At 39.8% G+C, this 15,236-nt stretch carries 8 protein-coding genes; 4 read left to right on the top strand and 4 right to left on the bottom strand.

From position 1 onward, the window contains the following. The first annotated feature begins 58 nt into the window (after nt 1–58). Nucleotides 59–1,444, top strand: coding sequence for an MBL fold metallo-hydrolase (locus ACO1XM_RS14675; protein WP_486230293.1), 1,386 nt, complete (start codon nt 59–61; stop codon nt 1,442–1,444). Here ACO1XM_RS14675 and ACO1XM_RS14670 read toward each other — a convergent pair. From ACO1XM_RS14670 to ACO1XM_RS14655, 4 genes are all read right to left on the bottom strand, one after another. Then, nucleotides 1,441–2,217, bottom strand: a complete 777-nt coding sequence (locus ACO1XM_RS14670) for a LytR/AlgR family response regulator transcription factor (RefSeq protein ID WP_486230291.1) — start codon at nt 2,215–2,217, stop codon at nt 1,441–1,443. The two genes, ACO1XM_RS14675 and ACO1XM_RS14670, sit on opposite strands and share 4 nt — an antisense overlap. Then, the gene (locus tag ACO1XM_RS14665; RefSeq protein ID WP_486230289.1) at nt 2,210–5,131 is read right to left on the bottom strand and encodes a sensor histidine kinase; all 2,922 of its coding nucleotides are present in this window, start codon (nt 5,129–5,131) and stop codon (nt 2,210–2,212) included. The genes ACO1XM_RS14670 and ACO1XM_RS14665 overlap by 8 nt, the downstream gene beginning before the upstream one ends. A gap of 103 nt (nt 5,132–5,234) precedes the next feature. After that, the gene (locus ACO1XM_RS14660; RefSeq protein WP_486230287.1) at nt 5,235–7,100 is read right to left on the bottom strand and encodes an IPT/TIG domain-containing protein; all 1,866 of its coding nucleotides are present in this window, start codon (nt 7,098–7,100) and stop codon (nt 5,235–5,237) included. 24 nt (nt 7,101–7,124) lie between these two features. Further along, nucleotides 7,125–7,562 carry an IPT/TIG domain-containing protein gene (locus ACO1XM_RS14655; protein WP_486230285.1) on the bottom strand — a complete coding sequence of 146 codons (438 nt, stop codon included), beginning with the start codon at nt 7,560–7,562 and terminating at the stop codon, nt 7,125–7,127. A 351-nt stretch (nt 7,563–7,913) separates the two neighbouring features. Here ACO1XM_RS14655 and ACO1XM_RS14650 point away from each other — a divergent pair, with 351 nt between their 5' ends. Genes ACO1XM_RS14650 through ACO1XM_RS14640 form a run of 3 tightly spaced genes read left to right on the top strand, consistent with a single transcriptional unit; the run spans nt 7,914 to nt 15,069 of the window. Then, nucleotides 7,914–11,159 carry a tetratricopeptide repeat protein gene (locus ACO1XM_RS14650; protein ID WP_486230283.1) on the top strand — a complete coding sequence of 1,082 codons (3,246 nt, stop codon included), beginning with the start codon at nt 7,914–7,916 and terminating at the stop codon, nt 11,157–11,159. A 6-nt stretch (nt 11,160–11,165) separates the two neighbouring features. Further along, nucleotides 11,166–13,094, top strand: coding sequence for a transglutaminase-like domain-containing protein (locus ACO1XM_RS14645; protein WP_486230281.1), 1,929 nt, complete (start codon nt 11,166–11,168; stop codon nt 13,092–13,094). A gap of 4 nt (nt 13,095–13,098) precedes the next feature. Continuing rightward, the gene (locus ACO1XM_RS14640; protein WP_486230279.1) at nt 13,099–15,069 is read left to right on the top strand and encodes a DUF3857 domain-containing protein; all 1,971 of its coding nucleotides are present in this window, start codon (nt 13,099–13,101) and stop codon (nt 15,067–15,069) included. Nucleotides 15,070–15,236: the final 167 nt, after the last annotated feature.

The following is a 15,236-nucleotide window of genomic DNA, read 5'->3' as shown; positions in this document are numbered from 1 at the left end:
TTTAAGGAATTTTTAAGAACTTTGACTGGTTAAAGCGTATAACCTTAAAACTCTAACAATGTACATAGAACAATTGTATACAACCTGCCTGGCCGAGGCTGCTTATTATATCGAATCTGAGGGAGAAGCGGTTATTATCGACCCCCTGCGCGAAACAGATCCCTATATAAAATTAGCCCAGCAGCGCAATGCTACAATCAAGTACGTTTTTGAAACACATTTTCATGCTGATTTCGTTTCCGGACACATTGATTTGGCAAAGAAGGTTGGTGCAGCCATTGTATACGGCCCCCAGGCAAATACAGCTTATGAGGTAATCAACGCAACAGACGGGCAGGAGTTTAAGCTGGGCAAAATTACTTTTAGGGTATTGCATACCCCAGGGCACACACCGGAATCATCGTGCTATTTGTTGTTAGACGAGCAAGGGAAAGAACATGCCGTATTTACAGGCGATACTTTATTTGTTGGGGATGTTGGCAGACCTGATTTATTAGATGGAATTATGACACGCGAAGAGTTAGCAGGCATGCTTTATGATTCGCTCAATAAAAAAATTAAGACCTTACCTAATTCAGTTATTGTTTATCCGGCACATGGCGCAGGTTCAGCCTGCGGAAAAAATATTGGTAAGGAAACCTTCTCTACTATTGGAGAGCAAAAGAAACTGAATTATGCTTTACAAGAGCAAACACGCGAAGAATTTATAGAAAAAGTTACTGATGGTATTTTACCACCACCTACCTATTTCTTTGAAGATGCACGGATTAACAGAATGGGCTACACTTCCATTGATGAAGTGATTAAGCAAAACAGCAAACCGCTTACGCTCACTGAATTTAAAGAAGCCATTGTAAAAGGTGCCCTCTTACTGGACACACGAAAGCCAGATGATTTTGAAAAGGGATACATACCCTCGTCTCTTAACATTGGTCTTAACGGGCAGTATGCTGTTTGGGTGGGTACCCTTATTGATATAAAGCAGCCTCTGGTTTTAATTGCTGAAGAAGGAAAAGAAGAAGAAGCAGTATTAAGATTGGCACGTGTGGGCTACGAAAATGTGCTGGGTTATTTAGCGGGCGGTGTTAAAACCTGGGACGGTAAGTTAGATAAGGTACGGTCAATTGCTGCCGAAGATATGGCCATTGAAATGAAGGAGGGGAAAGCCGTACTTGACGTACGCAGACCTGGAGAATGGGAGGCAAGTCATCTCAAGGGGGCACACTTTACGCCACTCGGCAATTTTCCGGATGTGTTGAATACATTAGAAAAGCAGAGCCCGTATCTCGTGCATTGCGCAGGAGGCTATCGCTCTATGATCGCTATTTCACTCATGCGTAGAGCAGGTTTTACAGGAGAGCTTGTAAATATTTACGGTGGCTACGGAGCCATTCAACAAACAGATTTAGAGAAGGTGGATGCAGTGACCGCTTGTGCTTCTTAGATTTTATAACTGGCAATAGCTGCATCAAAGTCTTTTTTTCGATACCGCGAAAGAGGTACTTCTATGTCTTTCGCAAGCATGATAACATCACCCTCTTTGCTGGAGAGCTTCCGCACCTTGTTTAAATTAATAAGGAACGAGCGATGGGCTCTGAAAAAATTAACGTTGTTTTTTAATAGTGTTTCAAATTCACCAAGGGGTTTACTGGACACAATATTATCTCCTGTTGATAACATCAAGATTGTGTAGGCGCCAGAAGCTTCGAGCACAATGATGTTTTCTAACTGAATAAAATCAATGCCCTGTAAAGAGCTTACTGCTATTTGCGTAGGTGGCTTTGCATCGCTGTACGATTCTTTGATGAGATTGATGCGTTCTTGTAGATGTTGTTGTGTGTGCGAGCCAGAGTAACGCACCAGTGTTTGTTTTAAGTCTTGAGTATTGACAGGCTTCAGCAGGTAATCGAAGGCGGATATTTTAAATGCCTGAATGGCGTATTCATTATAGGCAGTAACAAAGATAATGTCAAATGTAACTTGCTGAGGATTAAAAAACTCAAGTAACTGAAGCCCTGAATAGCCAGGCATTTCAATATCTAAAAATATAAGATCGGGATTGTGTTGATGAATTTCGCGTACAGCTTCTGGTACGCTACCAGCCTCACCAACCACCACTATTGAGGGAAAATTTGTGGTGAGTAGTTCGCGTAGTGCTCCGCGCACGGGCTTTTCGTCATCAACCAACAATACTTTAATACTATTTTGTTTATCCATTTACTTCAAAATCTAAGGGTACTTGTATAATTACAGCAGTACCTGTGGCTATGTGATGTTCATTGTAATGATCAATTATTTCCAGACGGATATGATGTTGTTTGGATGCATTCAGTAAATCAATGCGTTTTTGATTCGCTTCTACCGCAAAAGACTGATGCTCTTTTCTCCGTGCCTTATTGAATTCTCCCGAAGCCTTTCTTCCGATACCATTATCTTTAATATGAATGGTTAAGATATCCTCGTTTAAAGAGAAATCTATTTTTAAAATCTTTTCACCTGTTTTATGCATCAAGCCATGTCGTAATGCATTTTCTACAAAGGGCTGTGTTAGTAGAGAAGGTATGCGGATCATTTCCTGCTTGGCGGCCTCATTTACAGTGATGCTGTAATCTAATGCTCCATCAAATCGACTTTTTTCAATTAATAAATATTTCTGGAGCACTTCAATTTCATCGTTGAGTAATATCGTTTCCTTGCCTGAAAAATCAAGCACTTTGCGCAAGAGTGATGAAAAATACTGAATTTGGTCATTGGCTTCTTCCTTTAATCCATTGAGTACCTTGCCTTGTATGAGCGACATCGTATTAAAAATAAAATGAGGATTCATCTGCGCGCGTATAGAAGTAAGTTGTGCAATACGAAGTGCTTGTTCCTGATTTTGTTGTTGAAGTTTCTCGCGATTCCTTCTATTGATGTTCTTCATTCTCAAATACACAAATAAAATGATAAGCGAGGTAAGTGCAATAAAAGAAGCAAACACAAACCAGGCTTGTTTCCAAAAAGGTGTAAGTACTTCAATGGCAATTAATACCGGTTTTTCAGACTTCACACCATCCTCATTCATCGCATAAGCTTCGAAGGTAAATTGGCCAGATGGTAATGAAAGATAATTGGCAATCGGAAAACGCAAGCTTGTTTCATTCCAACGATCGTCTTCTAATTCTTTGATTCTGTATAAAATGCGTGTTGCGCCATGACTTCGTAAGTTATTGGCCACATCGAAATGAAAGGTTAATTGTTGCGAGCCTGGCTTTAAAGTAATGCCACTCATGGGTTTTGCTTGAAGCTGGTTATCGGAAGTAACCGATTGAACAACCAATACTGGTTTCTGTGAATTTAGATCGATGTTAATAGGCAACACTTGTAAGCCAAGTGGATGCGTAATGTAAAGAAGATTCTTGCAGACCAATAGATCATAGACTTCTTTAGAGGCAAGTCCTTTAGAAGCATCGATTGTTAGAAGTTGGTAATCAGTCAGATCAAGTAACGCAATACCTTTGTCAGTGCCAATCCAGAGTTTGTCTCCAGCCAGATCGAGTGCCGTCACATGCGAAGAGGGTAGTCCTGCTTCAATAGAAATTTGTTTGTGCTCGTTGAGAGAATCAATCAGAATAACACCATTGTTGTAAGTGCCCAGTATAACCTGCTCACGATAGAGCAGTATGTCTGAAGCGCCCGGAGAATAGTCAGTTCCAGACATGGTCCATGAATTTTCCTTACGGGTTAAAACATCATAAGTCGATATTCCCTTTTGCGATCCTATCCAGATTTTTCCTTTTTTGTGATCATATGCGATGGCACTGGTTCTGAGATTTGTGAGATAACCTTCTGGCAAGAATGTTTCAGCATTAATTGAAGTAAGTCCCCCGGATGTTGCCAAAAGGTATTGCTTATTAAAGCGCACTATTTTTTTTGTGGCTGTCATGCTGATTGTTTTCAGCAGCTTGAAAGTTGGTAGTTGATAAATGTATAACCTATCAGAAAAGACAAGTAGGCGTTGTGCCAGTGTATCTACGAAAAGACTCTGAACGGTACCTTTATTCCCTGGTAACTGGGTTTGAATCACGGTTCCGGATTGATTCAGTTTCATGATACGCCCACCATGATTACCTGCAAAAATATTTTTGCTAACAGGATCAAAAGTAAGTTTATTAAAATCCTTATAGTGCTCTTTCTTATAGATGGCAGATGAAAGGGCAGGTAAATAGAATAGACCCTCCGTTAAGGTTCCCAGCCATAGTCCACCCTCTTTATCGAAAACGGCACCACTTACCTGTTTACCCGGTAGCAAGTGTCTTCTATAGCCTAGTGCACCAATTAGTTTTATGCCATCGTTACCCATAAACGCAAGAAGTGTGTCGCCAAGGCTGCTTACCTGCGTTGTATTATGTAAAAGTGTTTGATAAGGCTTGGTGATATCTTCCGCTTCGCCACTTTTTATGTCGAACAATTTGCCAAAAGCATAATCGAAGAGGAGTACCTTGTTTCCATACTCGATGAGACGAATTACATTTAAGCTTAAGGCGTAATTTTTTTTATGAATTTTGGTTACTTCTAAGGTTGTTAGGTTCTTTATATACGTTGTTTCTCCTAAAGTATAGCAAACCACCACTTCACCCTTATGCGTAACAATGTGGTGATTATAGTGTACGGAATCATGGCCATTTGAAGAATTGCCATTCAGGATTTTCCAGGATGCAGCATCAGGTGAATACTGATAAAAATGTGAGGGTACTGTAATAAGCAACTGATTTTTGTATGACGATATGGTTGGAAAACCACTCGTGTAGTGCGTTTCCCATGAAGTGAGTTTTTTAAGAGAATCATTTTCAACATAAAGCACTTCTCCAAAAAAATTATGAAGCCATAATCTTTGTTTTTCGTCTTCTAAAATTCCACTTACAGCACTGGATCTAACAGTGGCATTATGATACCGGTAAAATTGAAATCCATTATACCTGGCTAAACCATTCTCGGTGGCAATCCAGAGAAAACCTTTGCTGTCTTGAAACAGATTGTAGATTGTATTTGAGGGTAACCCTTCCTGTTCAGTAATATTGAATGAAGGAACCTCCTGACCAACGCACAAGAGGGGATAAAGACTAATCAACAAGTACAATAACTTACGCATTACTTATCATGATATGATTTGCTAAAGGTATAAAAAAGGCTGCCCATTACAGGCAGCCTAACTCAACGCATAATCCCCAAGTTACGTCCGTTTAGTTTCTTTATTATTTGCATACTGCACAACCATAGGAAATGTTCGCCTTGTAGACAGCTGGCAATCCTGCGCGGGTAAAGTAAAACACTTCGTTGGTTTGCACCATTATGCCCGTGGCCGGGTAATCTCCCAAATTTTCTATGAGGGTAGATTTTTCTCCAGTGCTTACATTGATCAGTCGTATCTTACTATTGCCTGTATCAGCAATAATAATGTTCCCATTGGGCAAAACACCGATAGCGCGCGGGTTATCAAAGCCGGAGGCTATAGTGGATACAGTGTTTGTTGTTTCGTTTATTTTGCGAACAGCGTTTTGATCGGCAACGTATATGAAGCCATCAGCAGTCGCTTGAACATCACGTATGCGAGTAAATCTGGCTTCAGATAACGTCCCATCAATACTTGCCGTACTACTCGCATCGCCATAGGTAGCCAGCAAAGTACCGATACCAAACGTGCCTACGCTAAGTTTCTTAATCGTTCGTGTTTCGGTTACCCAAATTTTTCCAGCTCCATCGCGGGCTATACCTTCCGGATTTGATAAAATGGAGTTGAAATTATTGGTAAGGCTTCCGCCATTCCCGTCAACATTCACGATGGTATGACTCAACACATTACCCTGGCCGTTGCTAGGGGAACGATACACCATCAATAAATAACTGCCATCTGCGGAGTAAACCATGTCAGTGTATTCCCAAGTCTGGGGAGCTGAATTTGTAAATACCGTTGTAGAAGTTTGAGAGCCATCAGCACTCACGTCAATTCTCTTTACACCACATGCTAGATCAGACACGTACAAAGACCAAGGGTAGCCATCAGGCACATAGGTATAGCCAAAGTAGGGCTTTGTGAATCGGATGTTGCCACCACTTCCATTGGTACAGTCGGCTGATGTTTCAGTACCGGAAAACACACTATAAGTTGTTGGTATAACGTTTTCGGTGATCTCTACTACATCCGTTAATGAAATAGTAAAATTCGCACTCTTTGTTTCAGATTGACTTATAACACTGTAAGTGCCAGTAATCGTAGGATTGGTTTCGAAATCGAAAGCGCCAATATTGGACACCGTAAATTGACCGTTGCCAGCATTGATAGCCACTGCACCTTCAGGATTTTGTGAGGTAATGACAAAAGATGGTGAGCCTCCTATCCAGCAACACGCAACACTTCCAATACTTAAATTCTCCTCGTCCGGATTTTCAGCTTTTGAAAATGCCAGGTTATTAATGGACACTTCTTCTACGTTGGTGATAGTAATGGTTATGTTTGTGGTGGCGGTCTCTTCTCCGTTTGCCACTGTAACCGTACCTGTTATATTGGGGTTCACTTCAAAATCAAAAGCGGCAGCGTTGGCTACAAAGAGCTGACCGGTACTGGCGTTAAGCGTCATGGCACCTGTTGGTGTTTGTGAACTGAGAGTATAGGTAAGGGTGCCTCGGTTGGTTGTGGCAGAGATGGTGCCTAATGAAATGGGGCCTTCAATGCCTACAGGGTTTTCCTGCATTGTTTTGGTAAAGGCAGAAACGCTTACTGTAATGGGAGCCAATACTGTAAAGCTTGGCCCATTGGCCTCTAATGATTTCACTTTCACTTTCACTATACCTGATGTTGCTCCTATTGGCACCATGGTAGTAATGCTTGTTGTTGAGACTGCACCAACTGAAGCTTCGGTATTATTGAAGGTAACCTCTATGTCTGCAGCGATAGTACCGAAGTTGGTTCCGGTGATAATAACATTTGTACCTACTTCGCCTTCGCTAATGCTAAGGGAAGTAATAGTAGGCTGTGGCTGTGCAGCTTCTTTTTCATCATCGCAAGCAGACCATGCGAAGCAAGCGATGCAAATAATTAAAATTGTTTTAAGAAAATTCATAGTTATTATTTTATGTTTAGTTGATTATCTGGGGCCGTCAGCTTTTACACGCGGACATGGAATGGGAGAATACCATTCTCCGATGTAGACGGAGCATATGGTTAATACTGTAAATTCACTTCCCTCTGTTTCTAAATCTTTTACCCTTACACTCACATTGCCTACATAGGCATCAGTCGGAACAGTAACTGGAATGGAGGTGTTAGTCACTGCTGTTACTATTGCTTCAGCATCGTCATAGAAAAAAACTTCAACATCATTGATAGATGTTCCAAAATTTTCTCCGGTGATAACAACAGACTCATTTGCGAAGGCCATGTCGGGTGCATAAGCCGATATGATTGGCGGAAGCTGTGCGGCTGGATCTTTGTCTTCTGAACATGAAGAGAAGAAAGAAATAATAATGGTTGTCATCAAAAAACTAACCCGTAGCTTTTTGATCGGGGGGCTTAGGTAAGGCATATTTATTTTTTGCTCAAAACTGCCTTTTTGGTAGTTACCAATTTGACCTAGTGAGTGGAAAGCCCTTTGACTCAATGAATGGTCATTCTGACTTAATGAGTAGCGATAAGGCTGATTTTCATTGGAACTTTTGGGGATTGATGAATTGCAGGTACGCAGATGGCATGGCTAAAACACTACTTGATTTAGGCGGGTATACAGGAAAGTGACAATATCCCGGGTAACCATTATTCGAGCAGTTGATTGCACCTGAAATGATCTTAATAATTTAATTTTATTTCTGTAAAATTCTTACACAGAAGCATTTCTGGTGGCTCTTTTTGCTAATTTTCGAAATCTATTATGTCCCCTATGAAAGTTAAATACTCGTTGTTTATTGTATTACTGTTATTCGTTATTTCTAGCGTAAATGCACAGAAAATACCCTTGATAAATTCAGGCCAGGTTATCATTGAATCGAAAGTTTACTATGACTCAGCAAATTATGATAAGGCTGCCAGTCCCTTGTTGAGTATCCCGGAACGTGATACGAATTATGTGTACATGTTATCGGAATTGGCCTTGGTTTACCTGACTGGCGAAAAATATAAAGAATCAATTGAAACTTGTAAGAAAGCACTTGCACAAGCATCAAGTTATAGAGCAGAGTTTCTAAGAATTCAGGCAACAGCCACAGAAAGGAGTGGTGATTTTGAAGGCAGTTTGGTGCTTTTCAATAAGGCCTTAGCAGAATACCCCTTCGATATTGCCATACGCTATAATTTGGCACTCGCATACTATAACAATAAAAAGTATGAGCAGGCTACACAGGAATTTTTTAAAATACTAGCCATTAATCCCTACCATGGTGGAAGCCATTTCAACCTGGGCAGAATGGCAACAGGTCAAGGTCATAAAACACATGCCTTGTTTTCATTTGCGATGTACCTGAGTGTTAACAATAAAGACAATAGCAGACTTGTGTTTCTTGATAAACTACTATCCAACCAGGTAACAGACGAAGGCTCGGTGGCAGTACATAGTAAAAACGCTTGTGAGAAACTGGATCAGATACTAAAATCGAAAATTGCACTGGATAAGAATTATAAAACAAAAGTGCCCATGGATGCCCCGGTTGTAAAGCAAACAGAACTGTTTTTTGAGCAGTTGGGCACTATCAAAGATGATGGTAGTGACCCATGGGTAACATTCTATCTCCCCATTTTTACTTCATTTAAAGAGCAAAATCTGGTTGAACCATTTATGTATAACATGTTGACTTCTGCAAATAGCGAAGTGATTAGTAAATGGCGTAAAAAAAATGAAAAAGTGCTGGATGCTTTTTATGCAGCTGCGAATACAACCATTAGTCAGAAAAGAAAAACAATTCAGGTTCCTGCTTCCACGGGATTTAATGGCAGTGCCAGAGCCTGGTATTATAGGAATAATAAGCTAGAAGCATTAGGCGAAAAGGAAAACGACAAACCAACAGGTCCTTGGCGCTATTATTATGAAAACAGCCAATTTTCAGCACAGGGAAATTATAACACTACAGGAGAAAAGGTTGGTGTATGGAATTACTATTATGATAATGGTGCGTTAAAAAGTCTAGAAAATTATGATACAGGTGAAGTAACCATTTACTATCCGGAGGGAGGAAAACGCCAGCACTTCTTCTTAAAAGGTGATGAGATTGAAGGCAGTGCTGAAGTGTTTGACCGATGTGGAAACTTAATTGATAAGTTAAATTATAGTAAAGGATTAAGAGAAGGTAGTGGCACCAGCTATTATTCTTCTGGCAAAAAGGAGCTAACATATGCCTATCAGGCAGGTAAACGTCATGGAGAGTTTATTGAGTATTACGAAAATGGTGTAGTTCATGAGACATATCAATACAAAGAGGGCGAATTGGAAGGCCCTTTTCGTGAGTATTATGCAGACGGAAGATTGAAAATTGCAGGAAATTATATTAAAGGAGATGTAGATGGTGAATGGAGATACTATCATTCAAATGGCATTCTGGAAAAAACAGGATTTTATAAAGCAGGATTAGCGATAGGTGAATGGTTATACTACACTCCGCAAAAGGTTATTAGTGAAAAGCGGAATTTTAACGCCCAGGGTAACTGGCATGGAGAATCAACAGTCTACCATTTGGGTGTACCCCATTATGTAAGAACCTTTAAAAATGATTTACTCACTAAACTTGCCTACTTCGATAAGAATGGGAAAACACTGAGTAAAGCGGAAAACAACAATGGTAATTTTACTACCAAGATATACTATGCAAACGGACAAGTGAATGGCGAAGGCACATACAAAAACGGTAAGCTTCATGGCTTGTGGAAGTACTACTACCCGGAGGGTACTGTGCTGAGCGAGTATAACTATGTAAATGGTTTAGTGCAGGGTAAAGCATTTGAGAATTATAGAAATGGAAAGAAGAAATTCGATTTCAATTTTAAGGATGATGCCTACAACGATTACTTTGTTGAATATTACCTGGATGGCAAAGTAAAAATGGAAGGCTGGTACCAGGATGGACTTAAACAACAACAATGGTTAAGTTATTCAAGTAATGGTGAGATAAGTTCGGATTACTACTATTGGGACGATGCTTTAGTTAAAGATGCAATTGAATATAACACAGACAAAAGAAAATTCTCGATATCAACATACGAGCATGACAGAATTACAGACATCCGCATATTCACAAAGGATGGAAAAGATGCGGTAAAAAAACGTGAAAAGGATAAGTCTGCATTTTATGAGACATTTTACTCAACGGGTAAGTTGCGTAGCGTTACGGAAACGGTATGTGGAGTTTATTCAGGTAACGTTGCGCGTTATTACCCGGATGGAGGTATAAATTTTAAGTATACCAGTATGAATGGTTATAGACATGGCTTGTACGAGTACAAAGAGTTGAATGCAAAAACAATTACCAAGGGTAACTACATCAATGGAAACGAAGAAGGTGAGTGGATCTGGTATTTTGTGTCTGGGAAAATTGACAGCGAAGGTAATTTCAGATCAGGTGCCAGAGACAGCGTATGGACTACTTATTACCAGCATGGCGCAAAATACTCCAGTGCTGCATACGTTAATGGTAAGCGTGAGGGTGTTGCGCAGTACTTTTCAACAGAAGGAATTTTGATGTTGGAGAAACTTTTTGATAACGATCTGATAGTTGCTTACCGGGTGGTGGATATGGCCACTGGTAAGTCAGGCGACTGGATTACCTTTACAGGAAATGTAGAGATTGTATGCAAATTTCCGGATGGAAAAATTGCCTATAAGGAAGTATATAAAAATGGTTTTATAGAAGGCGATAAAAATATTTACTTCCCTAATGGCAAGCTATACAGCCACATGACTTTCACCATGGGAGATTATAACGGTGTTTATGAAATTTACTATCCAAACGGAAAAGTGTTTGAATCAGGCACTTATGTAATGGACGATTTGAATGGTGAACACAAAATTTACAACGAAGATGGAACGCTCATGATACTGATGAATCATGAGTTAGGGTCCAGACAAGGTAAGAGTATTATTTACAAGAAGGGTGTAAAGGAGAAAGAGTACACTTTCTGGGGTGAATTAATTGAACAGTAATAATATATGAAAATAAAAGTAATCAGCCTGTTGCTGTTAATTAGTTGGGCAGGTTTCGGTCAATCAAATGATGTCTGGACATTGATGAATAGTAAATTCTCTGATGAACCAGCCGTATTCATAGACCGATCTGAAATCCTGAACTTGGAAGTGGTTGGTGATTCATTAAAAGCCTATGCTGAAGTACTGGAAGATATTCTATACATGAAAGATCAGGCCGACATGTTTTCATCTAAGCGTGTATACGGTTCTTATTTCAATCAGATTAGCAATTTGAAAGCTAAAACATTGATCTGGAATAAGGATAAGTACAAAGAATTACCTGTATCCGATTATAAAAAGAACAGTGAAAGAACATCAGGTATATTTTATGATGATTCATATTATTACTCATTCAACCTTCCTTCACTGGCTGCCAGAAACCGCTCAAAACTCCAATACCGGGAAGATTTGAGAGATCCACGATTTATCAGCGGATATGTTTTCAGCTCATACATTCCTCAGGCCACTGTAACATACACCATTAAGGCGCCCAAAGGTGTTGAGATATTTTATGAAGTGTTGAATGACGATCAGCAGTTAATAAAATTTAAAAAAACAGAAAAGGGTAACACTGTTACTTATGAGTGGTCAGCCATAGATCTTCCCACTTTTAAAACAGAAGCTAACGGGCCAAGTATCCGATATTATACGCCACACCTTATTTGTTATGTCAAATCATTTCAAGGTAAGTCCGGAAAAAAGCAGGTGTTAAACTCGGTGGATGATTTGCATGCCTGGTACAGAACATTTATCAGTAATCTCAATCAACAACCATCCGAAGCACTGACTGCCGTTGTAGCAGAAATTAAAAGTAAAAGCACTTCCGAAGAAGACCTCGTTAAGAAAGTCTATTATTGGGTGCAGGAGAATATTCAGTACATAGCATTTGAAGATGGTATGCGAGGATTTATTCCTCACAGTGGATCATACACATGCGAAAAGCGTTATGGCGATTGTAAAGATATGGCTAACCTGATCGTAAACATGCTGGATATAGCAGGCGTTAAATCATATCATACCTGGGTAGGCACAAGGGATTTGCCCTATCGCTACTCTAAAGTGCCAACACCACTGGTAGATAACCACATGATTGCCACCTACATTTCTAAAACTGGAGATTATTATTTTCTGGATGGCACAAGCGATTACACAACCTTTGGGTTCCCATCATCTATGATACAGGGAAAAGAAGTGTTGATTTCCCTGGATGAAAAACGATACGAGATTAAAGAGATTCCGGTTATAACCAAAGCCAGGAATATCATGTATGATTCTGTTTCACTCACCATCAACGATAAAAATATGCTCAAAGGGAAGGGTGCTATCCAGCTCAATGGGTTTGCCAAGGTATTTGGTGGCTACGAACTGAATAGATCGGAGATGGAAGATCAGAAGCGTTATGTTACAAAGCTGACATCAAAGGGCAGTAATAAATTTTTTCTTGATGAATACAAGGTGAGTAATGTTAATAACCAGGATGCGCCAACCCGCATTGTGTATGATTTCCGTATCGCTGATTATTTCCAGACAATATCAGATGAACTATACATCAATTTACAGCTTAACAAACACCACTACAATAACTTTATTAATGTAAACACCAGAAAGGTTCCGCTGGAGAACGAGTACTTATACGAACAGCATGAGTTTGTTGAATTTGAAATGCCTGCCGGCTATACTGTAGAATACCTGCCATCCAATGCTGCACATAGTGGCGACTGGCTTGGTTTTGATTTTGCTTATTCAGTATCAGGCAATAAGATTATACTCAAGAAAAGTGTGTATTGTAATTATCTCATTTTAGAGCCACGCCATTTTGCCGACTGGAATGCCAGTGTTAAATTAATCAGCGAGGCTTACAAAGAATCAATTATTTTAAAAAAGAAAGCGTAGTGTTATGAATAAAACCATTGTATCATTTTTATTACTAGTATTAACAACTTCGGTTTGTATAGGCTCCGATGCCTTTCAATACGATTGGGAAAAAGACAGAAAGCGCTATACACTGAATGAAGAAGAAAAGGCCATGACAGAGTTGGTGTTAAAACACCATACCCAATACCATTATGCTCTGGAAGATAATCAGTTTCTCATGTATACAACCACACACAAAGTAGTTTTGGTAAATAATGACGAGGCCGTACAAAAGTGGAACCGTATTTCTATACCCATGTATAGCACCATTGATCTGGTGGATGTAAAAGCAAGGGTTATTGGCAAGGATGGTAAAATCATAAATTTTGATAAAAACAATCTGAAAGAACTTAAGGATGATGAAAGAGGAAGTGCGTACCGTGTATTTGCCATGGAGGGCGTAACCCTGGGTAGCGAGATTGAGTTTTTCTTTATCCGCAAAATGAGAGGTAGTGTATTTGATAACGTAATGATGCAATCAGATGTGCTTACTAAAAACAGTTCTTTCAAACTAACTAGTCCCCCGCATCTTAAGTTTGATTTTAAGAGTTACTTTGGCTATGCAACAGTAAAGTCTGAGGAGAAAAAAGAGGGTGATACTGTTGTAGAAAATATATACACGGCTTCTATGCCTTCGGTGCCAGCCTTGAAGGAGGAAACCTACTCATACTTCGATGCTATACGGATGCGCATCGAGTTTAAGTTGGCATATAACACTGCCCGTTCACAGGCACGCTTATACACATGGGACGAAGCCGCAAAGACTTTTTATGGTATGTTGTACAACAACTATTCAAAAGATGATGTAAAAGCACTCGAAAAATTTGTAAAGAGCTTAGATGATAAGTCAGAACAGTCTTTAGACACCCGCATACGTTTAATCGAACAAAAAATTAAAACAGGTATCCAGGTTGATGAGAATGCAAGAGGTGAAAACACCAATCTGCTGTCTTCTGTGATAAAATACAAAGTGGCATCCAAAGAAGGCATCACCCGTTTGTACGTTGCTGTCTTCGAGAAGCTCGCCATTAATTGTCACCCGGTTATCACTTGTAGTCGCGAGCGAGGGAAATTTGATGGTGATTTTGATACCTGGTCCTACCTGGACGAATACGTGCTTTACTTTCCGGACACAAAGGGTTTTTTGGCACCTTTTAGTTTCGAAACACGTTATCCTCTGATACCTCCAGACTTCACGGCACAAAATGGTTTGTTTATGGAGCCCATAAAAATTGGAGAGCTTAAATCAGCGCTGGGTTCTGTTAACCTGATTCCTGCAGCCTCTTATGAAGTAAGCTGTGATGATCTGAATATTGAAGCTACTTTTAATGATGATATGAGTGTAAACACCATTCATCAGGTAAGAGAATTTGGTGGCTATAATGCTGTATTCTTCGCACCATACTATGGCTTGATGACAGAAGAACAACGCTTAAAAATGGTGGAGGAACTAACAAAGCAAACGGCCCCGGATGCTGTAATTAAAAAATGGGAGGGCAAAGCCTTGCCAGAAAAAAAAGCAGGCAATTTTGTTTTCGATGTCACTTTTGAAACCAATCACTTTATCGAAAAGGCAGGTCCGCGCATTCTCTTCAAGGTGGGCGAATTGATTGGTCCGCAGGTAGAAATGTATAGAGATGATAAACGAACGGCCGATATTGAGAATGAATACAATCGCGGTTACGAGCGAGTTATGAAAATCAACATACCCAAAGGCTACACCGTCAAGAATGCGCAAGACCTGACAATGAATATCATTTTTAAGAATGGAGATGAAACACCCTTTTTATTTGAATCGAGCCATGAACTTAAAGACGGCTTGTTAACTGTTAAAATTAAAGAGTACTATAAAGAAATATTCGTGCCCGTTTCGAAGTATGAAGATTTCCGGAAAGTAATTAACGCAGCAGCCGATTTTAATAAAGTGACACTGATCCTGGAAAAAGCAAAATAATCAGAAGCCCGCCTTGTAAGCGGGCTTTTTTATTGCATCAGTAGTCGTCCCGCTAATTTGATCGCAGGGATAAAATGAAAAGCTAATAACCTGTTTCAAAGGGCTGAAATTGTTCTCTGCAGCTCAATGTTTGAACGAAGTCACCTTGGTAATAATTTTGTTACCAC

This window comes from Chryseotalea sp. (assembly GCF_057350905.1).
This window is presented reverse-complemented; position numbering and strand designations above follow the sequence as displayed.

Coding starts and splice junctions, on each gene's coding strand:
- ACO1XM_RS14675 (WP_486230293.1), top strand. CDS start 59: ATGTACATAGAACAATTGTATACAACCTGCCTGGCCGAGGCTGCTTAT.
- ACO1XM_RS14670 (WP_486230291.1), bottom strand. CDS start 2,217: ATGGATAAACAAAATAGTATTAAAGTATTGTTGGTTGATGACGAAAAG.
- ACO1XM_RS14665 (WP_486230289.1), bottom strand. CDS start 5,131: ATGCGTAAGTTATTGTACTTGTTGATTAGTCTTTATCCCCTCTTGTGC.
- ACO1XM_RS14660 (WP_486230287.1), bottom strand. CDS start 7,100: ATGAATTTTCTTAAAACAATTTTAATTATTTGCATCGCTTGCTTCGCA.
- ACO1XM_RS14655 (WP_486230285.1), bottom strand. CDS start 7,562: ATGCCTTACCTAAGCCCCCCGATCAAAAAGCTACGGGTTAGTTTTTTG.
- ACO1XM_RS14650 (WP_486230283.1), top strand. CDS start 7,914: ATGAAAGTTAAATACTCGTTGTTTATTGTATTACTGTTATTCGTTATT.
- ACO1XM_RS14645 (WP_486230281.1), top strand. CDS start 11,166: ATGAAAATAAAAGTAATCAGCCTGTTGCTGTTAATTAGTTGGGCAGGT.
- ACO1XM_RS14640 (WP_486230279.1), top strand. CDS start 13,099: ATGAATAAAACCATTGTATCATTTTTATTACTAGTATTAACAACTTCG.